Source organism: Serratia sp. GW822-FHT06D09 (assembly GCF_058799515.1).
The window spans coordinates 456,570-481,636 of record NZ_JBXALO010000003.1; the positions used below are offsets into that span (position 1 = coordinate 456,570).

At 55.6% G+C, this 25,067-nt stretch carries 19 protein-coding genes; 13 read left to right on the forward strand and 6 right to left on the reverse strand.

The features are described 5' to 3' along the window. The first annotated feature begins 232 nt into the window (after positions 1–232). The 7 genes from AC1RKG_RS09890 (at position 233) to tcyN (ending at position 6,411) form a co-directional block, all read left to right on the forward strand. Complete coding sequence (locus AC1RKG_RS09890; RefSeq protein ID WP_493182886.1) at positions 233–1,483, forward strand: FliC/FljB family flagellin; 1,251 nt, start codon at positions 233–235, stop codon at positions 1,481–1,483. A gap of 184 nt (positions 1,484–1,667) precedes the next feature. Continuing rightward, positions 1,668–2,390 carry an RNA polymerase sigma factor FliA gene (locus AC1RKG_RS09895; RefSeq protein WP_020827491.1) on the forward strand — a complete coding sequence of 241 codons (723 nt, stop codon included), beginning with the start codon at positions 1,668–1,670 and terminating at the stop codon, positions 2,388–2,390. Positions 2,391–2,448: 58 nt separating this feature from the next. Next, a complete protein-coding gene (gene fliZ, locus AC1RKG_RS09900) occupies positions 2,449–2,958 on the forward strand; it encodes a flagella biosynthesis regulatory protein FliZ (protein WP_041414695.1) in 510 nt (169 codons plus the stop codon). A gap of 97 nt (positions 2,959–3,055) precedes the next feature. Then, a complete protein-coding gene (locus AC1RKG_RS09905) occupies positions 3,056–4,078 on the forward strand; it encodes a D-cysteine desulfhydrase (protein WP_456291217.1) in 1,023 nt (340 codons plus the stop codon). 114 nt (positions 4,079–4,192) lie between these two features. Then, positions 4,193–4,993: a cystine ABC transporter substrate-binding protein gene (gene tcyJ, locus AC1RKG_RS09910; RefSeq protein ID WP_046373262.1), complete on the forward strand. Its 801-nt coding sequence runs from the start codon at positions 4,193–4,195 to the stop codon at positions 4,991–4,993. Continuing rightward, positions 4,993–5,655, forward strand: a complete 663-nt coding sequence (tcyL, locus tag AC1RKG_RS09915; protein ID WP_493182888.1) for a cystine ABC transporter permease — start codon at positions 4,993–4,995, stop codon at positions 5,653–5,655. The genes tcyJ and tcyL overlap by 1 nt, the downstream gene beginning before the upstream one ends. Positions 5,656–5,658: 3 nt before the next feature. Next, positions 5,659–6,411: an L-cystine ABC transporter ATP-binding protein TcyN gene (gene tcyN / locus AC1RKG_RS09920; RefSeq protein WP_046373263.1), complete on the forward strand. Its 753-nt coding sequence runs from the start codon at positions 5,659–5,661 to the stop codon at positions 6,409–6,411. A gap of 31 nt (positions 6,412–6,442) precedes the next feature. On the opposite strand, the gene AC1RKG_RS09925 is transcribed toward tcyN, so the two are convergent. The 3 genes from AC1RKG_RS09925 to putA all read right to left on the reverse strand — a co-directional run bounded on the left by AC1RKG_RS09925 (position 6,443) and on the right by putA (position 11,206). Then, positions 6,443–6,856, reverse strand: coding sequence for a type II toxin-antitoxin system HicB family antitoxin (locus AC1RKG_RS09925; protein ID WP_048760245.1), 414 nt, complete (start codon positions 6,854–6,856; stop codon positions 6,443–6,445). A 29-nt stretch (positions 6,857–6,885) separates the two neighbouring features. Next, positions 6,886–7,068, reverse strand: a complete 183-nt coding sequence (locus tag AC1RKG_RS09930; RefSeq protein WP_048760244.1) for a type II toxin-antitoxin system HicA family toxin — start codon at positions 7,066–7,068, stop codon at positions 6,886–6,888. A gap of 166 nt (positions 7,069–7,234) precedes the next feature. Beyond that, the gene (putA, locus tag AC1RKG_RS09935) at positions 7,235–11,206 is read right to left on the reverse strand and encodes a trifunctional transcriptional regulator/proline dehydrogenase/L-glutamate gamma-semialdehyde dehydrogenase (protein ID WP_261157193.1); all 3,972 of its coding nucleotides are present in this window, start codon (positions 11,204–11,206) and stop codon (positions 7,235–7,237) included. 556 nt (positions 11,207–11,762) lie between these two features. Between putA and putP the strand changes: the two genes are divergently transcribed. From putP to phoH, 6 genes are all read left to right on the forward strand, one after another. After that, complete coding sequence (gene putP / locus AC1RKG_RS09940; RefSeq protein ID WP_046373267.1) at positions 11,763–13,247, forward strand: sodium/proline symporter PutP; 1,485 nt, start codon at positions 11,763–11,765, stop codon at positions 13,245–13,247. Positions 13,248–13,495: 248 nt separating this feature from the next. Beyond that, positions 13,496–14,341 (forward strand): iron uptake transporter permease EfeU, encoded by an 846-nt coding sequence (gene efeU, locus AC1RKG_RS09945; RefSeq protein WP_020827481.1) that lies wholly within the window; start codon positions 13,496–13,498, stop codon positions 14,339–14,341. An 18-nt stretch (positions 14,342–14,359) separates the two neighbouring features. After that, entirely contained in the window at positions 14,360–15,496 is a 1,137-nt protein-coding gene (gene efeO / locus AC1RKG_RS09950; protein WP_048760242.1) for an iron uptake system protein EfeO, read from the forward strand. Between the two features lie 11 nt (positions 15,497–15,507). Next, a complete protein-coding gene (efeB, locus tag AC1RKG_RS09955; protein ID WP_122079690.1) occupies positions 15,508–16,806 on the forward strand; it encodes an iron uptake transporter deferrochelatase/peroxidase subunit in 1,299 nt (432 codons plus the stop codon). 201 nt (positions 16,807–17,007) lie between these two features. Then, complete coding sequence (gene pqqU / locus AC1RKG_RS09960) at positions 17,008–19,152, forward strand: TonB-dependent receptor PqqU (RefSeq protein WP_142815049.1); 2,145 nt, start codon at positions 17,008–17,010, stop codon at positions 19,150–19,152. Positions 19,153–19,835: 683 nt separating this feature from the next. Further along, positions 19,836–20,621 (forward strand): phosphate starvation-inducible protein PhoH, encoded by a 786-nt coding sequence (gene phoH, locus AC1RKG_RS09965; RefSeq protein WP_020827477.1) that lies wholly within the window; start codon positions 19,836–19,838, stop codon positions 20,619–20,621. Positions 20,622–20,838: 217 nt separating this feature from the next. Here phoH and AC1RKG_RS09970 read toward each other — a convergent pair whose 3' ends face one another. From AC1RKG_RS09970 to AC1RKG_RS09980, 3 genes are read right to left on the reverse strand one after another with little or no spacing between them, the layout of a single operon-like run. After that, complete coding sequence (locus AC1RKG_RS09970; RefSeq protein ID WP_493182891.1) at positions 20,839–21,708, reverse strand: dimethyl sulfoxide reductase anchor subunit family protein; 870 nt, start codon at positions 21,706–21,708, stop codon at positions 20,839–20,841. A gap of 3 nt (positions 21,709–21,711) precedes the next feature. After that, positions 21,712–22,266, reverse strand: a complete 555-nt coding sequence (locus tag AC1RKG_RS09975) for a 4Fe-4S dicluster domain-containing protein (RefSeq protein ID WP_493182893.1) — start codon at positions 22,264–22,266, stop codon at positions 21,712–21,714. Between the two features lie 2 nt (positions 22,267–22,268). Next, entirely contained in the window at positions 22,269–24,608 is a 2,340-nt protein-coding gene (locus tag AC1RKG_RS09980; protein WP_493182894.1) for a molybdopterin-containing oxidoreductase family protein, read from the reverse strand. Positions 24,609–25,067: the final 459 nt, after the last annotated feature.

Consider the following 25,067-nt stretch of genomic DNA (forward strand, 5'->3'; position numbering starts at 1 on the left):
CCAGCGGAGAAAAAGTTTACCGAAAAGTTTAAAAACCGATGGCGCAATAGAGGAAGGAAAAACCGCGTTATTTCTGCCATTGCGGCGAAGCGAAAAAAAAACAAAAAATTTCTAAAGGTTGCAGGGGGAGGGCCGATACCTGATGGGACGGTGGTTGACGCCGTGGGCAAAGCAGCCCGAACCTTTTAACTACGTTGCGAAGATCGCAACTGACACGTAAGGAAAGCATACAATGGCACAAGTAATTAATACCAACAGCCTGTCGCTGATGGCGCAGAACAACCTGAACAAATCTCAGTCTTCTTTGGGTACTGCGATCGAGCGTCTGTCTTCCGGTCTGCGTATCAACAGCGCCAAGGACGATGCCGCGGGTCAGGCGATCTCTAACCGTTTCACCGCTAACATCAAAGGCCTGACTCAGGCTTCCCGTAACGCCAACGACGGTATCTCTCTGGCGCAGACCACTGAAGGCGCACTGAACGAAGTTAACGACAACCTGCAAAACATCCGTCGTCTGACCGTACAGTCTCAGAACGGTTCTAACTCTTCCAGCGACCTGAAATCCATCCAGGACGAAATCGGCGAACGTCTGGCTGAGATCAACCGTATCTCTGAACAAACCGACTTCAACGGCGTGAAAGTGCTGAGCGGCGACCAGAAGCTGACCATCCAGGTGGGTGCCAACGACAACGAAACTATCCAGATCGATCTGAAAAACATCAACTCTAAAACTCTGGGCCTGGATAAGTTCAGCGTGGCAGACGGTGTTGATACCACCAAAGTTGGCGGTGCAGTAACGACTGTTGCTACAGGTAAACAACTCACCATCGATATCGATGGTAAACAAATCGGTACCCCAGCAGCAGATCCGGATCACCTCGTACAAGCAGATAATGGCAAGATCTATGGTACTGACGCTGGTGGCACTAAAACATTTGAAGCCACTATCGATAAAACTACGGGTAAAGTAACCGGTTTCAGCAGTACCGACTCAGGTGCAACGACCGCTTTGGCCGGTGCAAAAACTGTTACTACAGTGGGTGAAGAAGTCACTGCAACGGGTGACACTACTGGTCTGAAATCTTATGACGGTGGCAAATCTTACCTGATCCAGGAAGGTACCGGTGCAGATGCCAAATACTTCAAGGCCACTGCAGACAGCGCAGGTAAAGTAACCAAAGGCGCTGAAATGAGCACCACGCCTAAAACTGCCGACCCACTGGCAACCCTGGACAAAGCACTGTCTCAGGTTGACGGTCTGCGTTCTTCCCTGGGTGCGGTACAGAACCGTTTCGATTCTGTTATCAACAACCTGAACAGCACCGTGAACAACCTGTCTGCTTCTCAGTCTCGTATTCAAGATGCTGACTACGCGACCGAAGTGTCTAACATGAGCCGTGCCAACATCCTGCAACAGGCTGGCACCTCTGTTCTGGCACAGGCTAACCAGTCTACTCAGAACGTGTTGTCCCTGCTGCGTTAATCGACTCTCCCCGATTAACCTGTCGCAAAAGAACCCCGCTTCGGCGGGGTTTTTTTATGGTCGCGCGCCGCTCAGTTAATGCATGGCGCAAATAAGGCCCGTTTTGTACGACTGTTCAGCCGATTGGCATTTTGCCCCCTACGGATAATAGCGCTGACTCTCTTATCCGCAGGTTTTAGACATAGTGAGCGATCTGTATACCGCCGAAGGCGTGATGGACAAAAATTCTCTCTGGCTACGCTACGTTCCGTTAGTGCGCCACGAGGCGTTACGCCTGCAGGTCAGGCTGCCCGCCAGCGTGGAGCTCGACGATCTGCTGCAGGCCGGGGGAATTGGGCTGTTAAACGCCGTTGAGCGTTATGACGCCCTGCAGGGAACCGCCTTTACCACCTATGCGGTGCAACGCATTCGCGGCGCCATGCTCGATGAGTTGCGCAGCCGTGACTGGGTGCCGCGCAGCGTACGTCGCCATGCCCGTGAAGTGGCGCAGGTGATGCGGCAGTTGGAACAGCGGCTCGGCAGACCGGCCAGCGAAGTGGAAGTGGCGCAGACGCTGAACCTGCCACTGGATGAGTACCGTCAAATTCTGTTGGACACCAATAACAGTCAGCTTTTTTCCTACGACGAATGGCGGGAAGAGCATGGCGAAAGCGCGGAACCGCTGCTGGAAGGGCACGAAGAGGCCAATCCGTTACATCATCTGCTGGAGGGCAATTTACGCCAACGGGTGATTGACGCCATTGAGGCGTTGCCGGAACGCGAAAAAATGGTGCTGACGCTGTATTACCAGGAAGAGTTGAACCTGAAAGAGATCGGCGCCGTGCTGGACGTAGGGGAATCACGTGTCAGCCAATTGCATAGCCAGGCAATAAAACGCCTGCGCTCCCGCCTGGCGAACGAGAACTGACATGCACTCAACTCTGACCCTTCAACCTGATCACCATTGCGATAATCGGACTGCTTCTATGCCAGGAATATTATTGAAAAAACGGCCGCTGAGTCGTTATTTGAAAGATTACAAACACAGCCAGACCCATTGCTCTCAGTGCGGCAAGCTATTGGATCGCATGGCGTTGGTGTTTCGTGGCAAGATCATCAACAAAGATGCCATTGCGCGCATGGATCAGCCGATTGACGATCACGTTTGGCTGAATGTGCAAAATGAGCTGACGGCGCTGTGCCGCTTTTGCAGTGAGATCTCCTGCAATAGCCATCCGAGCTATTTCGATATTATGTCGTTCAAGCAATATCTGTTTGAGCAAACCGAAATGAGCCACAGCACCATCCGTGAATACGTGGTGCGCCTGCGTCGGCTGGATGAAATGCTGGTGGAACGCAACTATCCGGCGGATAAATTCGCCAGTAACGCCAGCCATCAGCGTATTATCGAAGACTTGCCTTCTGCGGCGCACAACAATTACCGCATTGCGCTGCGCAAATATGACCAGTACCTTGCCTGGCAAAAAAGCTACTGATCTGGCTTCCCCGGTACGCCAGCCGGGGATCTTACCCTTTCCCCGTCACGAATAAAGAGTGATTATTAGGTTCACATCTGCTAAATCTATCGTTTAGATGTTGATACCTGATTCCCTGGGGGAAGTTGTGAATCTGCAACACAAACTGGCGCAATTCCCGCGCCTCGATTTAGTGGGCTCTGCCACTCCGCTCGAAAAACTGTCTCGCCTTTCAGACTACCTTGGCCGCGAAATTTACATCAAACGTGACGACGTCACGCCGATGGCGATGGGCGGTAACAAATTGAGAAAACTGGAATTTCTTGCCGCAGAAGCGCTGCGTCAAGGCGCGGACACGCTGGTCACCGCCGGCGCCATCCAATCTAACCATGTGCGCCAAACGGCTGCAGTGGCGGCCAAGCTGGGTCTGCACTGCGTAGCGCTACTGGAAAACCCAATCGACACTCAGGCAGAAAACTACCTGACCAACGGTAACCGCTTGCTGCTCGGGTTGTTTAACGCGGAAGTGGTGATGTGTGACGCGCTGCATGACCCGCAACAGCAGTTGGCCGATCTGGCGACCCGTCTTGAAGGGCAAGGCTTCCGGCCTTATGTGGTGCCGGTAGGAGGCTCCAATGCGCTGGGGGCGCTGGGTTACGTGCAGTGTGCGTTGGAAATTGCCGAGCAGAGCCAGCGCAGCAACGTCGCATTCAGCTCAGTAGTGGTGGCCTCCGGCAGCGCAGGGACCCATGCCGGGCTGGCCGTTGGCCTGCAGCAGTTGCTGCCGGAAACGCAACTGATTGGTGTAACTGTTTCACGCAAGGTGATCGACCAGTTGCCCAAGGTGGAGCTGATCCAAAAAGCGCTGGCCTGTTCATTGGATATTGACCAACTGGCACCGATTACGCTGTGGGACGACTATTTTGCCCCGCAGTACGGTATGCCAAACGAAGAAGGCACGGCGGCGATACAGCTTTTGGCGCAGCAGGAAGGGGTGTTGTTGGATCCGGTTTACAGCGGCAAGGCGATGGCCGGTCTGATCGACGGCGTAGCCCAGCAGCGCTTCCGTGACGAGGGCCCGATCCTGTTTATCCATACCGGCGGTGCGCCGGCGTTGTTCGCCTATCATCCACAGGTGTAAGCGCGCTTTGTTATTCCATTTTGAACTATATTTATAAGGTTATATTCCTTCAAGCAGGCGGTCACACTGTTAAAGTGCTGATATCAAAAAAGATAAACAACAGATGGGGTGTTTATGATCTTTTCCAAAGTTCGTCGTCAATTGCTGCTGGGCGTGATGAGCGTTGCACTGACCGCCGGTTTGAGCACGCAGACCTATGCCGCCGATAACCTGCTGGAGCAGGTGAAGCATCACGGGACCCTGGTTGTCGGGTTGGAAGGCACTTATCCGCCGTTCAGCTTCCAGGGGGAAGACGGAAAATTGACCGGCTTCGAGGTGGATTTCGCCAACGCCCTGGCGGAGCATCTTGGCGTTAAAGCCAAGCTGAACCCTACCAAGTGGGACGGCATGCTGGCTTCGCTGGACTCAAAACGCATCGACGTGGTGATCAATCAGGTGACCATTTCCGACGAGCGCAAAAAGAAATACGATTTCTCGACGCCTTATACCGTCTCCGGTATTCAGGCCTTGGTGAAGAAAGGCAACGAAGGCACCATCACCAAGCCGGAAGATCTGAAGGGTAAAAAGGTCGGCGTGGGCCTGGGCACCAACTACGAGCAATGGTTGCGTGACAATGTGCAGGGCGTGGACGTGCGTACCTATGATGATGACCCGACCAAATACCAGGATCTGCGCGTAGGCCGTATCAACGCTATTCTGGTTGACCGTCTGGCGGCGTTGGATCTGGTGAAGAAAACCGGCGACACGCTGGCGGTAGCGGGCCCGGCTTTCTCTCGTCAGGAATCCGGCGTGGCGGTGCGTAAAAACAACCCGGAACTGCTGGCTGCGATTAACCAGGCGATTGCCGAAATGCAAAAAGACGGCACGCTGGCGAAGATCTCCGAGAAATGGTTTGGCGCGGACGTAACTAAATAATGCACGAAAGTATCCAACTGGCGCTGGATTCAGCGCCATTTTTATTGCGGGGCGCGATCCTCACTCTCCAGCTCAGTCTGGGGGGCATGGCGCTCGGTTTACTGCTCGGTTTTCTGCTGGCGCTGATGCGCCTTTCGCCGTTATGGCCGCTGTCATGGCTGTCGCGCATCTATGTGTCGCTGTTTCGCGGCACGCCGTTGATTGCCCAGCTGTTCATGATTTACTACGGCCTGCCGCAGTTCGGCATCGAGTTTGATCCCTTCCCGGCGGCGCTGATTGGCCTGTCGCTCAATACTGCCGCCTATACTTCGGAAACCCTGCGTGCCGCGATTTCGTCGATCGAAAAAGGGCAGTGGGAAGCGGCAGTCAGCATCGGCATGACCCGCTGGCAGACGCTGCGTCGGGTGATCCTGCCGCAGGCGGCGCGTACCGCATTGCCGCCGTTGGGCAACAGCTTTATCGGCCTGGTGAAGGACACCTCGCTGGCGGCGACCATTCAGGTGCCGGAACTGTTCCGTCAGGCGCAGTTGATTACCTCGCGTACCCTGGAAGTGTTCACCATGTATCTGGCGGCCTCGCTGATTTACTGGGTGATGGCGACCCTGCTTTCTGCGCTGCAAAATCGTCTGGAAGCCCACGTAAACCGCCAGGATCAGGAGTAACGCATGAGTGCCATTGAAGTGAAAAAACTGACCAAGCAGTTCAACGGTCAAACGGTGCTGCATGGGATTGATCTGGAAGTCGGTGCCGGTGAGGTAGTGGCGATTATCGGGCCAAGCGGCTCGGGGAAAACCACCTTATTGCGCAGCATCAACCTGCTGGAAGTGCCGGATTCCGGTACCATTCGCGTCGGCGATATACTGATCGACGGTTCCAAGCCACTGAGCAAACAGAAAAAACAGGTTCGTGCCTTACGCCAGCAGGTGGGGTTCGTGTTTCAGAACTTCAATCTGTTCCCGCACCGTTCGGTATTGGAAAATATTATTGAAGGTCCGGTCATCGTAAAAGGCGAGCCCAAGGCCAGCGCGGAACAACGCGCACGGGCCTTGTTGACCAAAGTGGGGCTGAGCGGCAAAGAGTCGGCCTATCCGCGCCGTCTTTCCGGCGGCCAACAGCAGCGGGTGGCGATTGCCAGGGCGCTGGCGATGCAACCGGAAGTGATCCTGTTTGACGAACCGACCTCGGCGCTCGACCCGGAGCTGGTGGGCGAGGTGCTCAACACCATACGTTCGCTGGCGGAAGAAAAGCGCACCATGGTGATCGTCACGCACGAGATGAGCTTTGCCCGCGACGTGGCCGACCGCGCCATTTTTATGGACCACGGTCGTATCGTGGAGCAAGGGCCGGCAAAAGAGCTGTTCGCTAATCCGCAGCACCAGCGTACCCAACAATTCCTCGACAAGTTTTTGAATCAGTAAGCAGGGGGGCGTTCAGCCCCCTGGCTATTGACTACCCGGCTTTCAATAATTCATTGCGGGCGGCGGCGGCCAAAAAGGCGCTGCGGCTACCGTAACCGGGATGCTGCTGCACCAGAGAATCTATGCGGTTCAGCAGCCGGTGCGGCAAGGTAATATTGATACGCTCCGCCCGACCATCAAACTTATCCATATTAATATTGACCAACAACCACTGCCCGCCATTCAGACTGTCGTTATTCTGTGCCAGATGAAAGGTCACGGCCTGTGGGCCGGGAATGGGCTGATTGTCTTCGCTCAAGAATTCGAAATGGGCGTCCAGCGCACTTCTGGCGTCTTCAAAGGCTCTGTCCAGGGTATCGCCGGCAAAATAGCAGCCTGGCACATCGGGAAAGAAGCCGCTGGCGCTGCCGTCCGGTTCAGAATGTACATAAGCAGGGTAGAACATAATTTCTCCTGTTAACTCATGGCGTCGGGTTAGCACAATCCGGCATCTTTCATGATTTGGCGCAGCGTCCCCGCTTTCAGATCCTTTCGCGGATGTGGAACGGTGATCACCAGACGGGAGTTCGGGTGCTTAAACTGATGGTGGCTTCCCTTGATCCGCGTTAAAACCCAACCTTCCTGTTCTAATAGCCCGATCAGTTCTGAACTTTTCACGCGATTACCGTCCCTTTATGATACACACCATACACACTTTTTGACAATCAGGGCGATACGCTAGCGTGTAGAAAGGGCGCAGACAATAAAAAACCCTGCACGAATGCAGGGTTTGCGGGAGGGTTCGCAGATTAAGTGACCTGCGGCGGTCATCCAGTCAGACGGATTACCCTATGGTCATCAGGCTGGCGTTACCGCCGGCAGCTGCGGTATTGACGCTCAGCGAGCGCTCGATCAGCAGGCGTTCCAACAAAATGTTGGTTTCGCCGTGAGCAAAGCCCTGCACTGAAACGATCGCGCCGCTGCGCTGGGCGATTTGCTCGCACAGGGTGCGCAGCTGATCGGCGTCGCCATGGTAAATGGCGGCATCGAACTCCACCTTGTCCTGCTGCCAGTCTTTGCTGAAGCTGATGCTGGCCTGAACCGCCGCCGGCAGGCGGCGATACAGGGTGCGTTGCAGCTCGGCTTCTGGCCACAGCACGCTGCTGCCGACGGCCAGTACTGCAGCCAACTGCGTCAAGGCATCGGCCTCGTTATCGGCCAGGCAGAGTACGCGCTCACGCGGCAACAGGGCATAAGTATTGCGTTCGCCGGTAGGGCCAGGCAGTGGACGTAGGGTACCGCCCTGGCCCAGTTCGGCGTAGCGTTGCGCCAACGTCACCAGATCGCGCTGGTTTTCGGCAATCGCCCATTGCTCCAGTGCCTGATGGGCTTTGAGCAACTGTGGCCGCGCGGTGGCTTCCAGCGGGCGTTCTTCGTCCTGGCGGTGCAGGGTGCGTTGCACCGCATCATCCGGGCGGTTGGCCAGCAGGCGATACAGGTACAGCGGGCCACCGGCTTTAGGACCGGTGCCGGACAGGCCTTCGCCACCAAATGGCTGCACGCCGACCACGGCGCCAACCATGTTGCGGTTAACGTACAGGTTGCCCACCTTGGCGCGTTCGGTTACGCGGGCGATGGTTTCATCAATACGGGTGTGAACGCCCAGCGTCAGACCATAACCGGCGGCGTTGATCTGATCGACCAGCGACTCCAGATTGGTGCGTTGGAAGCGGACCACGTGCAGCACCGGGCCGAAGATCTCTTTTTGCAGCTCGTCGAAGCTGTCCAGTTCGATCAGGGTTGGCTTGATAAAGGTGCCACGGGACCACTCTTTCTCATCCTGTACGTTGCCTTTCGCGGCCTGATAGACCTTACGGCCCTTGGCGCGCATCGCCTGAATATGACGTTCGATGCCGGTTTTGGCCTCGGCGTCGATCACCGGCCCGATATCGGTCGACAGGCGTTCCGGGTTGCCCATGCGGCATTCGGCCATCGCGCCGCGCAGCATTTGCAGCGTGTGTTCCGCCACGTCTTCCTGAATGCACAGGATACGCAGGGCGGAGCAGCGTTGGCCTGCGCTGTCGAATGCGGAGGCGACCACGTCAGTCACTACCTGTTCGGTCAGAGCGGAAGAGTCGACGATCATGGCGTTCAGACCACCGGTTTCGGCAATCAGCGGCGTTGGACGACCTTGCGGATCCAGACGGCCTGCGATGCTGCGTTGCAGGATACCGGCAACATCGGTCGAGCCGGTAAACATCACGCCGCGAACCCGAGCGTCATTAACCAGAACCGAGCCGACGCTTTCGCCCTGACCCGGCAGCAGTTGCAGCACGCCTTGCGGAATGCCGGCTTCCAACAGAATGCGCACCGCCTGTGCGGCGATCAGCGGCGTTTGCTCTGCCGGTTTGGCCAGAACGCTGTTGCCTGCCGCCAGCGCAGCGGCAATCTGACCGGTGAAGATGGCCAGCGGGAAGTTCCATGGGCTGATACACACCACCGGGCCCAGCGGACGGTGGCTGTCATTGGCGAAATCATCGCGCACCTGACCGGCGTAGTAATGCAGGAAGTCGACCGCTTCGCGCACTTCGGCGATGGCGTTGTTAAAGGTTTTGCCCGCTTCGCGCACCAGAATGCCCAACAGGCTTTGCAGTTGGCCTTCCATCAGTTCGGCGGCGCGCTCAAGAATGGCGGCGCGCTCGGACGGCGGGGTGGCAAACCAGATTGGACCGGCGGCAGCGGCGGCGTCGAGCGCCCGGCTGACTTCACCTTCGGTGGCTTCACGCACGTAACCGACTACGTCGCCAGGCTCGGCAGGGTTAATGACCGGTTGCTCCACGCCCTGATCCAGCTCGGCGTCAATAATCGGCTCTGCGCGCCAGGGTTGAGTAGCGCTGGTCAGCAGTGCGCTGGACAGAGACGCCAGACGCTGTTCGTTCGACAGGTCCAGGCCGCTGGAGTTGATGCGCTTGGTGCCATAGAGTTCACGCGGCAACGGAATGCGTGGGTGCGGCAGACCAAGTTGACCTTCGCTGGCGGCCAGGGCTTCAACCGCGGTGACCGGATCGGCAACCAGTTCGTCGAGCGGCAGGGTGGCATCGGCGATACGGTTAACGAACGAGGTGTTAGCGCCGTTTTCCAGCAGGCGACGCACCAGATACGCCAACAGCGTTTCATGGGTGCCGACCGGTGCATAGATGCGACATGGACGGTTCAGCTTACCGTCGGCCACTTTACCCACCACTTGTTCGTACAGCGGTTCGCCCATGCCGTGCAGGCACTGGAACTCATACTGGCCCGGGTAGTAGTTGTTGCCCGCCAGATGATAAATCGCGCTCAGGGTATGGGCGTTATGGGTCGCGAACTGCGGATAAATCAGGTTCGGCACCGCCAGCAGTTTGCGGGCGCAGGCCAGGTAGGAAACGTCGGTGTAGACCTTGCGGGTGTAAACCGGATAGCCTTCCAGCCCGTCCATTTGGGCGCGTTTGATTTCGCTGTCCCAGTAGGCGCCTTTCACCAGACGGATCATCAGGCGACGGCGGCTGCGTTGTGCCATGTCGATGACTGCATCGATGGCGAACGGGCAGCGTTTCTGATAGGCCTGGATCACAAAGCCGATGCCGTTCCAACCGGCCAGCTGAGGTTCGAAGCACAGCTTCTCCAGCAGGTCGAGCGAGATTTCCAGGCGATCGGCTTCTTCAGCATCGATATTGATGCCGATGTCGTATTGGCGCGCCTGCAGGGTCAATGACAGCAGGCGAGGGTAAAGCTCTTCCATTACGCGTTCGTACTGCGCGCGGCTATAACGCGGGTGCAAAGCGGACAGCTTGATCGAAATGCCCGGGCCTTCATAGATGCCGCGGCCGTTCGACGCTTTGCCGATCGCATGGATTGCCTGCTGGTAAGACACCAGATAGGCCTGCGCGTCGGCTTCGGTCAGGGCAGCTTCACCCAGCATGTCGTAGGAATAACGGAACCCTTTGTCTTCCAGCTTGCGGGCGTTGGCCAGCGCTTCGGCGATGGTTTCGCCGGTCACGAACTGTTCGCCCATCAGGCGCATCGCCATATCCACGCCTTTACGGATCAGCGGTTCGCCGCTTTTGCCGATAATGCGGTTCAGCGAGCGTGACAGGTTGGCTTCATTATGGGTGGATACCAGTTTGCCGGTGAACAACAGGCCCCAGGTGGCGGCGTTAACAAACAGCGATGGGCTACGGCCGAGGTGAGAATGCCAGTTGCCGTTGCTGATTTTATCGCGGATCAGCGCATCGCGGGTTGGCTTGTCTGGAATGCGCAGCAGGGCTTCGGCCAGGCACATCAGCGCCACGCCTTCCTGTGAAGACAAGGAGAACTCTTGCAGCAGCCCTTGCACCATACCGGCGCGGCCATTTGCACTCTTTTGGTTACGCAACTTCTCGGCGATGTCGTAAGCCATCTTGTGGGTAGCTTTGGCAAGATCGGCAGGTAATCGCGCCTGTTCGAGCAACATCGGCACCGCTTCAGTCTCAGGGCGGCGATAGGCCGCGGTGATGGCTGCGCGATTAACCGACTGCGGCAGAATTTGTTCTGCAAATTCAAGGAATGGCTGGTGGGACTCTTCCTGCACTTGCGGCATAATGTCGTCCGCTTCGGCCTGGCCGGCAGCGGCAAGTGCTGGAATTTCAGGGATATCGGAACCGTTCTCGAGACGTTCGAGATAATTAAAAATGGCCTGCTTGATCAGCCAGTGCGGCGTGCGATCGATACGCTGTGCGGCGCTTTTGATTCGCTCGCGAGTGGCCTCGTCGAGTTTCACGCCCATTGTGGTAGTGCCCATGCCAATCCAACTCCTGTGTTAAGAACCTATCCCATCAGGCTATACAAACTGCGGGCCAGATAGGCTGCTGGGATAGGTTCGTGCGTTGTGTGCTGTGATGAATGCAGACAATATCCTGCATGTTGCAACTTTGTGCAACCGTGTTAAATCAGGCGGATGAACGAAGTGTGAGTTCCATCGATTTTTTAACATCAATAATCGGCATGGTTCTTGCTCTGCCAGTGGGGTGGTGCGTCGAGGGTCGGTCGTCTGCACGCGTTAACCCCAGCAATATCAGGGGTAACGTTGAATTAGTATGAGGTGCAACTCTGTTTTTGAATGCGGGGTGTAACCTTGCAGGTGGTTAAATGTGACGCAGGGTAAACTTTGTGTAACTTTGTTGTTAAATGTCTTGTTGGATAATCAACAGGTCAACTAGGATAGCCGACGGTCAGACAATTGCGGGGGGAAACTATTTTCACTCGCGGGAGTGTCCGCTTTTCGCCACGTTCCGGCGGATTGGCAAGCAGTAACTATCGCAATACAGCGCGAAATAATAATGAGAGTGGAGAATTTCATGACAATGAGCACACCAATGCTGGTCACCTTCCTGGTGTATATCTTCGGGATGGTGTTAATCGGCCTACTTGCCTACCGGGCAACCAATAACTTTGACGACTACATTCTGGGCGGTCGTAGCCTGGGCAGCGTGGTGACCGCGCTCTCTGCCGGCGCATCGGATATGAGCGGCTGGTTGCTGATGGGCCTGCCGGGCGCCATCTTCCTGTCCGGCATTTCCGAAAGCTGGATTGCGATAGGCCTGACCATCGGCGCTTACCTTAACTGGAAGCTGGTGGCAGGGCGGCTGCGTGTTCATACCGAAGCCAACAATAACGCCCTGACGTTACCGGATTATTTCACCAGCCGTTTTGAAGACAACAGTAAGCTGCTGCGGGTGATCTCCGCCATTGTCATTCTGGTGTTCTTCACTATCTATTGTGCTTCCGGCATCGTCGCCGGTGCGCGTCTGTTCGAAAGCACCTTTGGTATGAGCTACGAAACGGCGCTGTGGGCCGGCGCTGCGGCCACTATCCTTTATACCTTTATCGGCGGATTCCTGGCGGTGAGCTGGACCGACACCGTCCAGGCCAGCCTGATGATTTTCGCGCTGATCCTGACGCCGGTGATTGTTATCTTTGCCGTTGGCGGCATCGATACTTCGATGCTGGTTATCGAAGCGAAAAACCCGGCCAATATCGACATGCTGAAAGGCCTGAACTTTGTGGCTATTCTCTCGCTGCTGGGCTGGGGGCTGGGTTACTTCGGTCAGCCGCACATTCTGGCGCGCTTTATGGCGGCCGACTCTCACCGCACTATCCGCAGCGCACGTCGCATCAGCATGACCTGGATGATCCTGTGTCTGGCGGGCACCATTGCCGTCGGCTTCTTCGGTATTGCTTACTTCGCCAATAACCCGGACCAGGCGGGCAACGTGTCGCAAAACGGCGAGCGCGTGTTTATCGAGCTGGCGATGATTCTGTTCAACCCGTGGATCGCCGGCATTTTGCTGTCGGCAATTTTGGCGGCGGTAATGAGTACCCTGAGCTGCCAGCTGTTGGTGTGTTCAAGTGCGATTACCGAAGATCTGTACAAAGCCTTCCTGCGTAAGGGCGCCAGCCAGCGTGAGCTGGTATGGGTAGGGCGCATCATGGTGCTGGTGGTGGCGTTAGTGGCTATCGCGCTGGCGGCAAACCCGGAAAACCGCGTGCTGGGTCTGGTGAGCTACGCCTGGGCCGGCTTCGGCGCTGCCTTCGGTCCGGTGGTGCTGATCTCGGTCATGTGGTCACGCATGACGCGTAACGGCGCCCTGGCCGGCATGCTGGTTGGCGCAGTAACGGTGATCGTCTGGAAACACTTCGCCTGGCTGGATCTGTATGAAATCATCCCGGGCTTCCTGTTCGGCTGTATCGCCATTGTGGTGGTGAGCCTGATGGGGCGTTCTCCTTCCGCCACCATTACCGAGCGTTTCGATCAGGCGGAAGCCGAATTCAAAACCGTTTAATCTCTCGCATCGCGAGTCAAAAAGGCGCTTAAGGCGCCTTTTTTATTTCATCCTCCCAGGTTTTTCGTCATCTTGCGGAAACAACTGGCGACATTTGATTAGAAAAAATCACCCTTGGCGCTCTTGTATTTCTTTCAGCCAGAATGATAATCACTATCGTTGTGTTTTACTTTTCTTTACATTGGCGCTGCCGTCATTTCTGACGTGCTGGCGCTTCGCAGCAGATGCCTTTTTAGGGGTTATTACTTATGTTTGTTCCCTTCCTTATCATGTTCCGTGAGGGGCTGGAGGCGGCGTTGATCGTCAGCCTGATTGCCAGCTACCTGAAACGCACGCAGCGGGGTCAATGGTTAGGCGTGGTATGGATAGGGGTGATTGTTGCCGCCGCTCTGTGCCTGGCGCTCGGCATCTTCATCAATGAAACCACCGGCGAATTCCCGCAAAAGCAGCAAGAACTGTTCGAGGGCATTGTCGCGGTGGTAGCGGTATTGATCCTGACCTATATGGTGTTCTGGATGCGTAAGGTCTCCAAATCGGTCAAGGTGCATCTGGAAGGCGCCATCGACAATGCGCTCAACTCCGGCAAAGGTCAGGGCTGGGCGCTGGTAGCGATGGTGTTTTTTGCCGTGGCGCGCGAAGGGCTGGAGTCGGTGTTCTTCCTGCTGGCGGCTTTCCAGCAAGACGTGGGGATTGAAGCCCCGATAGGTGCGGTGCTTGGTCTGGTGGCCGCCATTGTACTGGGCATGATGATTTACTGGGGCGGCGTGAAGCTGCACCTGGCCAAATTCTTCAAATGGACCAGCCTGTTTATCCTGTTCGTTGCCGCCGGCCTGGCCGCCGGGGCGATCCGCGCCTTCCACGAAGCCGGGTTGTGGAACCACTTCCAGGACATCGCGTTTGATCTGAGTAACCATCTGTCGACCCACTCCCTGTTTGGTACCCTGCTCGAAGGCATCTTCGGCTACCAGGAAACGCCAACGGTAAGCGAAGTGGCGGTCTACTTCTTGTATTTGATCCCAGCACTGATTTTCTTTTTCCTGCCGCAGCGTGTGGAACCGGTCGCGGTTTCGACGCAACGTAAAATCAATCATTAATTTAATAGGGAATCTTGTATGTCTACTCCGTTATTCCGCCGCAAGGCTTTGCACGCAGCATTACTGGCTATCCCGGCGTTCGCGCTGAGCATTGATGCCCTGGCGGCGGACGTGCCGCAGGTAAAGATTACCGTTAACGACAAACAGTGTGAGCCGATGCAACTGACGGTGCCGGCCGGTAAAACCCAGTTTGTGGTGCACAACACCAGCCAGAAAAACGTGGAGTGGGAAATTCTGAAAGGGGTGATGGTGGTGGAAGAGCGCGAGAATATCGCACCGGGCTTCACCCAGAAGATGACCGCCAATCTGGAAGCGGGCGAATACGACATGACCTGTGGGCTGCTCAGCAATCCGAAAGGCAAGCTGACCGTGACCGCGGCGGCCGGTGCTGCCACCGACGGTAAACCGAACGCCATGGATTTGGTTGGGCCGATTGCTGAATACAAAGTCTACGTCACCAAAGAAGTGGAAGGGCTGGTCAAACAGACCAAGCTGTTCACCGATGCCGTGAAGGCCGGCAACGTGGCAGAAGCGCGTAAACTCTATGCGCCGACCCGTCAGCATTACGAGCGAATTGAGCCGATCGCCGAGCTGTTCTCCGATTTGGACGGCAGTATCGACGCCCGCGAAGATGACTACGAGAAAAAAGCGGAAGATCCGAAGTTCACCGGTTTCCACCGGCTGGAGAAAGCGCTGTTTGCCGACAACACCACCAAAGACATGAACCAATACGCCGATCGGCTGTACAAGGACACCCTTGAGCTGCAAAAACGCGTGACCGACCTGACCTTCCCGCCAAGTAAGGTGGTGGGCGGCGCTGCGGGCCTGATCGAAGAAGTGGCGGCGAGCAAAATCAGCGGTGAAGAAGACCGTTACAGCCGCACCGACCTGTGGGACTTCCAGGCCAACGTAGACGGCGCGCAAAAAATCGTTAACCTGCTGCGCCCGCTGTTGGTCAAGGCCAACAAGCCGTTGCTGGACAAGATCGACGCCAACTTTAAAACCGTCGATACCATTCTGGCGAAATACAAAACCAAAGATGGCTATGAGTCTTACGAGAAGCTGACCGATGCCGATCGCAACGCCATGAAAGGGCCAATCACCACTCTGGCGGAAGATTTGTCACAGCTGCGTGGCGTTCTGGGTCTGGACTGAGGCAAAGTATCATGAGTAACAAGATCGGCCCGGAAAACGGGCCGCATCCACAAACGCAGGGCGCGGCGTCACCGTCGCGCCGTCGTTTATTGCAGGGATTGGGGCTGGGCGTACTGGCGCTGGGCGGCAGTCGTCTGACCCAGGCGGCAGATAAAACGGCGGAACCGCTGGCGGTCGCCAAGGATGAACGCTGGCAGAAGCAACCGTTCTACGGCGCGCACCAGGCCGGGATCCTCACGCCGCAGCAAGCGGCGATGATGCTGGTGGCCTTTGACGTGCTGGCCAGCAACAAGCAGGATTTGGAGCGGCTGTTTCGGCTGTTGACCAACCGCATTGCGTTTTTGACCACCGGCGGCAAAGCGCCGGAAGTGGATCCCAAGCTGCCACCGCTTGATTCGGGCATCATGGGGCCGGAGATCTACCCGGATAACCTGACCATCACCGTGTCGGTTGGAACCTCGCTGTTTGACGAGCGTTTCGGTCTGCAGGCCCACAAGCCGCTGCGGCTGCAAAAAATGACGCGTTTTCCCAACGACTCGCTGGACGCCAGCCTGTGCCACGGTGATTTGGTGTTGCAGATTTGCGCCAATACCAATGAAACCGTGATCCACGCGCTGCGTGACATCATCAAGCATTCGCCGGATCTGCTCAGCGTGCGCTGGAAGCGGGAAGGGTTTATTTCCGCCCACGCCGCACGTAGCAAGGGCAAAGAAACGCCAATCAACCTGCTGGGCTTTAAAGACGGCACCGCCAACCCGAAAACCGACGATAAACCGCTGATGGATCAGGTGGTGTGGGTGGCCGATAACGCCGGGGAACCGGCATGGGCGGTGGGCGGTAGCTATCAGGCCGCGCGTATTATCCGCTTCCACGTGGAGTTCTGGGATCGCACTCCGCTGCAGGAGCAGCAAACCATCTTCGGCCGCGAAAAGCACAGCGGTGCGCCGCTGGGTATGAAGCATGAACACGACGAGCCGGACTATGAGAAGGATCCCGAAGGGAAGATGATCCCGATGGATGCGCATATCCGCCTGGCAAACCCGCGCACCCCGCAAACTCAGAGTAATTTGCTGCTGCGCCGGGGTTATAGCTATTCGATCGGCGTGTCCAACTCCGGCCAGTTGGAAATGGGGCTGCTGTTCGTCTGCTACCAGGCCGATTTGGAGAAAGGTTTCCTGACGGTGCAAAAACGTCTGAACGGCGAGGCGCTGGAAGAGTACGTCAAACCTATCGGCGGCGGTTATTTCTTTGCGCTGCCAGGGGTCAAAGACAGCAACGACTATCTGGGCAGCGGCTTGCTGAAAGCCTGAGCCTCACTTCACCAGGCGGGGGTTCCCCGCCTTATTTTTTAATCAACAGCCGTTAATTAAAATCAACCCTGGGCTTGCGAAATCGAGAGCTCCGTCTTTAATTAGGCTAACTATTTTCATTTTTTGTTAAAAGCATTAACATATCGGCCATAACGTTCCAAATGGTTCATATTTTCCGATCCCTTTAACGGCATTCTCCTGATGAAAAGCACTCATAAAAACCGGTTGGCGGTTTCAGCTCTGGTTATCCCTGCCTTACTGCCTGTCTGCGCCCTGGCGCAGGACAAGGATAGCGAACAGACCATGGTGGTCACGGCCAAACGCAGCGGCCTATCCGAACTGTCCACCCCGGCTGCCGTCAGCGTGGTGAATGGCGATCAAATCCGTGAGGCCAGGCCGCAGATCAACCTGTCGGAAAGTCTGGGCAGCGTGCCCGGCCTGCAAATTCAGAACCGCCAGAACTACGCGCAGGATCTGCAGCTTTCGGTGCGGGGCTTTGGTGCACGTTCAATGTATGGCGTGCGCGGCGTACGTATTTATGTCGATGGTATTCCTGCCACCATGCCGGATGGTCAGGGCCAGACGTCGAACATTGACCTTAACTCGGTTGAAAAGGTGGAGGTGCTGCGCGGGCCGTTTTCCGCCCTCTACGGCAATGCCTCTGGCGGCATGGTGAATGTGGAAACCGAAACCGGCCAGCAACCTGCGCGCCTTGAAGCCAGTTCGTACTTTGGCAGTTACGGCACCTGGCGTTATGGCGTCAAGGCGACCGGGGCAACCGGCGACGGCACCCACGCCGGTGACGTTAACTACACTATTTCCGGTACCCGGTTCACGACGCAGGGCTTTCGCGATCACAGCGGCGCGCAGAAAAACCTCGGCAATGCCAAGCTGGGCGTACGCATCGACGATGTCAGCACCCTGACGCTGTTGTTCAACAGCGTCGATATTCACGCCAATGACCCGGGAGGCCTGACGAACGCGGAATGGCACGATAATCCGCGCCAGGCGCCGCGTGCCGACCAGTACAACACCCGAAAAAGCACTTCGCAGACCCAGGCCGGGTTGCACTATGAGCGCCAGATGGGGGCCGATGACGACCTGAGCATCATGATGTACGCCGGTGAGCGCGAAACCACCCAGTACCAGTCGATCCCGGTTGCGGTGCAGCAGCGTAGCGCCCAGCATCCTGGCGGGGTGATTGACCTGACGCGCCATTATCAGGGGATTGATACCCGCTGGACGCACCGCGGTGAGCTGGGCGTACCCTATACCCTGACCGGCGGGTTGGACTATGAAACTATGACCGAGCAGCGTAAAGGCTATGAAAACTTTACCCAGGTTAACGGCGTAACCGAGTTGGGCACCCAGGGGGCGCTGCGCCGCAATGAGCGCAACCTGATGTGGAACCTGGATCCCTATCTGCAAAGTTCGTGGCAGTTGACGCAAAAACTGACGCTGGATGCCGGCATGCGTTACAGCACGGTCAATTTCGACTCCAACGACCACTACGTGACCGGCAGCAACGGTGATGACAGCGGTAACGCCAGCTACCATAAATGGTTGCCGGCAGGCTCGCTGAACTATGCGGTGATGAGCGGCTGGAACCTGTATCTGTCCGCCGGTCGCGGGTTTGAAACCCCGACCATTAACGAACTGTCGTACCGCTCCGGCGATCAGGCCGGGCTTAACTTCGGTTTACAGCCTTCGACCAGTGACACTGTTGAGTTGGGCAGTAAAACCCGCATTGGCAACGGCCTGCTGACCGCCGCAGTATTCCAGACCGATACGCGTAACGAAATTGTGGTGGATGAAAGCAGCAACGGCCGCACCAGCTACAAAAACGCCGGGCAGACCCGCCGACGTGGGCTGGAATTGGCGCTGGATCAGCAATTCGCCTACGATTGGCGAGTGCAGTTGGCCTGGACACTGTTAGATGCGCGTTACCGCGATGATGTGTGCGGCGACAGCCAGTGTTCAGAAGCCAATAAGGTGCCAAGCGGCAACCGTATGCCAGGCATTGCGCGCAATATGGGCTATGCCTCATTGGCCTGGTCCCCACCTGAAGGGTGGTATGCCGGTGCGGAGGTACGTTACATGAGCGATATCGAAGTTAATGATGCCAACACTGAACAGGCTCCGGCCTATACCACCGTGGGTTTAAATACAGGCTATCGTTATCCAATGGGGAACTGGATGCTGAATGTTTTCGGTCGGGTGGATAACCTGTTTGACCGCCAATACGTGGGGTCGGTGATCGTCAATGAAGGCAATGGTCGTTACTACGAACCGGCTCCGGGAAGAAACTGGGGCGGCGGGGTAAGCGTTTCTTATACCTTCGAATAACGCTAAACAGCGTTACCGACGCAATCAAAGAACGGCAGGGCGGGAGCTTTCCCGCCTTTTTTATTTATAAATTTGGGGCGATGTGCAGGTTTTTGTTTGTGCAAAATTTAATCAGGAAACCGAAATGTCATCCGCGTATTTTAATCGTAACAGCATGATATATAACGTGATAAAAATTTTATTGAATGACGTAATCGGCGTGATATAGTGTTCTTGCGGCGCCTAAAAACAAAAAAGATTAAATTTTTTTACATTTTAGCAACGTGCGCGGTTTGAATGTCATTATACTGTAATCATCTGGCGGTAGTTTTCACAAGGTGCACAGCTCGAAGCTGTAAATAACACTGCGGGGATCGCTAATGGTAAAGTCCTTGGTTGGGCTAGAAAGAAAAAATAACAGTTCTTCCCTGATGACTCGTTGTAACGAGGGCACTCTCTCCGACTCTCTTTTTCTGACCAGACCGCACTCCCGTTATCACAAATTCCTGTCACTTTTCTCTCTCGATTTAATTATGCAATCGCGTTGTCCCGTGAAAAATCGGCGTGCCGAAATGCCCGTCGGATATTCACTTTTTCTATTGGCTATCGTCGGCTCAAAAGGGAGCCAAACCCGCATCTGTATGTGAAACATAATCGCACGGCCAGGCCGTTGCGGTAGGTGAAACAAACTGTAAGGTGCCACTATGAGACAAAAAGCAGTGATCAAAGCACGTCGTGAAGCGAAACGCGTTATTCGCCGTGACGCTCGTAGTCATCGCCAGCTGGAAGAAGAATCCGTAACCTCGCTGGTACAAATGGGTGGTGTTGAGTCTATCGGCATGGCACGTGACAAGCGCGATAGCTCCCCCATTCTGGCTCGAACCGAAGCTCAGGGTCATTACTTAATAGCCATAGACAAGAAGCAGTTGATATTTGCCACCGGTGAAGCCGGCTGCGGCAAAACATTTATCAGCGCTGCGAAAGCGGCAGAAGCCCTTATACATAAAGAAGTGGATCGGATTATCGTTACTCGTCCGGTTCTGCAGGCGGATGAAGACCTCGGTTTCTTGCCGGGGGATATCTCTGAGAAATTCGCCCCTTATTTCCGTCCGGTGTATGACATTCTGGTGCGCCGTTTAGGATCGTCCTTTATGCAATACTGCCTGCGTCCGGAAATCGGCAAGGTGGAGATCGCGCCTTTCGCTTATATGCGCGGGCGTACTTTCGAAAATGCGGTGGTTATTCTGGATGAAGCCCAGAACGTTACCGCCAGCCAAATGAAGATGTTCCTGACCCGTCTGGGTGAGAACGTCACGGTCATCGTCAATGGTGACATCACCCAGTGCGACTTGCCGCGCGGCGTGAAGTCCGGCCTCAGCGATGCGATGGAGCGCTTCGAAGAGGATGAAATGATCGGCATCATCCGCTTTGATAAACAAGACTGCGTCCGCTCCGCCTTGTGCCAGCGTACGCTCAACGCCTACAGTTAACACCTGCCCGTTCACAAAAGGCCGCCTCGGCGGCCTTAGTCTGATGACAAACACCCGAAAAGCGTGGTTTTCGGGTGTTTGGGGTAAATCAGAAGAGATAATCCTTTGTTTTTATTAGTCCCCAGATCGGGACTTTTAACTGCAAAGGACTTTGTCAGCAACCTGAGGCCGCCTCGGCGGCCTTTTTCTTGCCTTGAATATCAGCGCAGCCGCAACATTAAAACCAAGGGTATTGGCTCATGACGCCGGCGTAAAACAGCATTCGGCCACCAATACAGGCTGAGAGCAGCGTCAGCATCAGTGCGCCCGCCACGCCAACGTTCAGAACCGGCCGTTGGTACAGATAGGCCGCCAATCCGCTGCCGGTAATCAGCGCGCCAAAAATAAGCCATCCCATTAGACCCGAGCCAAAAACGGTGACGGCGCTGGCGAGCATTTTCCCTTGCTGGTTGAACCCGGCGCTGTAGCCCAGGATCACGACTAACAGCAATACCACGCCGCATAAAATGCCTGTCGGCAACGCGACGGGGAGCCACCTTTCGCGATCATTTTGAGCCGCATTGAACACGCTGAGCCGCAGCCCAAGGGTGGTAAACCCCAGCAGCAGGGCCGTGGCGATAAAACCGAGGTGGGTGAGCGGCGAATGCCAAAGAGGGTGACTCGCCATCTGGTAATAAACCTGTGCGGAAACCAGGATTGCAGCCACGCCAGCTCCCGATGCCAGCAGGCTAACCTGGCGAATCAGCCTGGGGTTTGAGTTAAAGCGAAACATCATGGCGGCCCAGATGACGACCACCGCGTTCAGCAAGGCGAAAGCGATGACTTCCCGGCTGAGCCAGGAATGGCCGATCCCCAGAATCGCTCGATAGGCGCCGGTGGGTGAACCCAGATGCAACAGCGACAGCACGGAGCCGAGGATATTGATCGCCACAATCCCTAACGCCAGCTGTCGCAGGACATTAAAGCGCTTTTCGTCGCTTAGCCAGCTCGGCTGCGCCAGAATCAATACCGTGATGGCTACGATAGTGCCGACCGCCCACTGACAAAACACGGTAAAAAAGACCAAGGGAAGTTCATATTCAGACATGGGCTATTCCTTATCACCGGCGGGAATAATGACGATATTGGGCTGACTGATTCGATGATCCGGCAGTGAGTAGCGGGTCTCGATACGCGCCAAATCAGCGGAATGGCGAGCGCGCAGTTCGTCAATATCGCCAAACTGCAGCACACCGGCCGGGCAGGACGCGACGCAGCGGGGCAGCAGCCCTTCATCCAGGCGTTCAGCGCACAGATTGCACTTACTGGTTTTTCCTTCGACGGGATCAAATACCGGCGCATTATAAGGGCAAGCCATAATGCACATCCGGCAACCAATACATTTGTCATGATCCTGTACGACAATGCCGTCAGGTCGCTTGCTGTAGGTATCCGCCGGGCAGACTTTCATGCACTGCGGATCGTCGCAGTGGTTGCACGACATCGAGATAAACGCCATCGCGTTCGGGTCGTCAAAGTGAAATTCTCTGACCCGCCGCCACAGCACGCCAGTCGGGGTGGCATTTTCAGATTTGCAGGCCATCGAGCAGGTTTTGCAGCCATAACAGCCGCGCATATCGACTAAAAATCCATATTGTCTGACCATGATTATGCCTCCGCCCGGACGTCGACCAGGGTGCTGTTACAGCAATGACCGTTGCCCAGCACTTCCGCATGGTCGTTGGTGACGTGGCTGCTGCTGCCGCTGCCGCCTTGCTGTTCCCACCAGCCGTTATCCAGGCATACCACGCCGCGTTTGATTTGACGCGTTACCACCGCCAATGCCCGGTGTTCTCCACGGTGATTAAAAGCAATCGCCCATTCACCGTTCCTGATATGGCGGCTGGCGGCATCATCCGGATGGATCATGATATTGGGCTGATTGCGCTGCACCTCGAGGATCCATTCATTCATGCCGTGGCTGGAGTGGATGCTGCGCGCCAGCTTGCGCTGAACGGCCATTAATGGATATGTTTTCGCCAACTCCGGCGAACCTTTCGGCGACTCTTTCACCTGCATATAGGTCACAATCGGCGGGAAATCCTTCTTCTGCCACTCTTCGATAAAGAAGTGGGCCTTTTTGGTCGGAGTGCGAAAAATACCGTCTTTGAACGGGATCCACGGCGTGGGGGCGGGTTTAATCGGTCCTTTACGTAGCTGTTCGATAGTGAGGCCGGTTCCGGCCAAACAGTTTTCTATATAGTGTTCGATCGGCTGGTTAAACACCTCGCCGAAGCCGAAGCGTTCCGCCAACCGGGCAAAAATCCAGTAATCCGGTTTGGCCTCCGCCACCGGTTCTACCGCCTTTTCCATCAGTTGGACATAGTGGCTGCGAACGCCGGCCATCAGGCTGAGATCTTCAAAGATGGTGGTGACCGGCAACACCAGATCGGCATACAGCGTGGTGGAACTCATCAGGTTATCGGCCACGACGACAAACGGCACCTTCTTCAGAGCTTTCTTCACCATATTGGTGTTGGGTAACTGGGTCAGCGCGCCCATGGTCATGATCCACCAAAAGTTAATCGGGTGAGGGCGATCGTTGACAATCCACTCGCCGGTTTTGGCGACCGGTATCGGCGGAATTTTTTGTACGTTGGGTGCCGGAGGCAGCGGCGGACTGAACTTCATCATTTGTTTGGCGCCGCCCGCGTCGCAGACTCCGCCACCGGCTTTGCCCATATTGCCGGTCAGCAGCGCCAGATAAAACTGGCTGGCCGCCACGTAGGTGCCGAATTCGGTACGCTGAGCGCCGGACATGTTCTGTACGATCATCGAAGGTGTATTGCTGGCATATTCACGCGCCAAACGGAACAGGGTGGCCGCCGGGATGTCGGTTTCCGCCGCCACTTTCTCGACGGTCCAGGGAGCCGACTCCTGACGGATCAGTTCAAATACCGTGGTATAAGCCGCATCGGCAGGCAATTCGGCCTGGGTGAGCGCCGGGACGATGGTGGGTGTGTCATGGCGCACCAGGCGGCGGCTTAGGGTGTCGTACACCAGATAGCTTTCTTTGTCCTGCGGGTCTTCTCTGAGCTGTTTTTGTTGGGGGTTCACCAGATAAACGGCCCCGGTGTGTCGCCGCAGGAAGTCAGCGTCGTAGCGCTGTTCTTCGATGATGATTTTGATCATCCCCAGTGCCAACGCGGTGTCGGTGCCGGGAACGATAGGGATCCACTCATCGGCTTTGGCGGCGGTTTCGTTAAAGCGGGGATCGATCACCACCAGCCGCGCGCCTCTTTCCTGCGCCTTAATATATTCTTTGAAATAGGCCTGCATGGTCACGGCCGGATTATTGCCCCAGCACAGAATGTAGCGGCTGTCGGCAATGGTGTCGCGCATATCCGCGTAGCGCAGGCCAAGCATCGGGATCATGGCGGCGGTCACCGCAGAACAGCATAAGGAACCGGAGCGTTTTGTCGCCCCGCCGAGGTAATCAAAGAAGGCTTTCCCCATGTCGTTTTTAATGGAATCCATATTCCCGGCATGGCTTGAAATTAACAGGCCTTTATTACCGTGACTGGCAAGAGTATTACGGATATTAAGTTCAACCAGATCGAGCGCCTCATCCCAGGATATGGGTTTGAATTTCCCTTCACCTTTTTCCCCCAACCGAAGCAAAGGCGTTTTAACCCGCTGTTGGTGATAGACCCATTTGGTCCGGCTGATGCCGCGCAGGCAGCATTTGACGTTAAAATCTTTGCTGGCTTCTATTTTTTTGAGCTCCCCCTGATAGACATAAGCCGTTAAATTACAATGTAAACACTCCATCGCGCAGGTTGAACGAAACGTCTGGTAGTCACTGAGTTTGAGACGCACCCGGGGCAGGGGTTTGCCCTTGTCCATTGCCATGGAAAATACGCAGGGCGATATGCTGGCCAGCCCAATCACGCCAAGCCCTTTTAACAAGGTTCGGCGATTCATTCTGATGTCAGATATATTTTTCATGATGTATTCCGTACGTATTATTTGTTTTTATTATTGTTTAATGGCTTGCCTTGGGATTAATCAGGCTCCCTGAGTTAATCATGGTTGAATTGCTGCACACTGATCAAAATCAAATTAGTCATTTATTATTCTGGAGTGAATAACGGATATCGTTAATAACCCAAGCCTGAAATACCCGCTTATTTTTATATCAAAGGCTATTTTATCTAACCCGGAGGGCGGGCAGTCATCGGTTTGGGCGCCAACCAGCAAATCGACAGAGGGCAAGCGGTTCCCGCCCATAACGCCGGCTCGTTTAGCCTTTGTGTAAACTATTGTGGTTTTTTGTATAGATTTTTGTTGGTTTAGCGTTAATGCTTAGGGGTGTTCCAGACGGGCGCAACAACTTATTGGCCTAAAGGAAATATCTGGGGTGCACGCCGGATGGGCGTGCAAGGTATTGGGATCTTCAATGCGGTT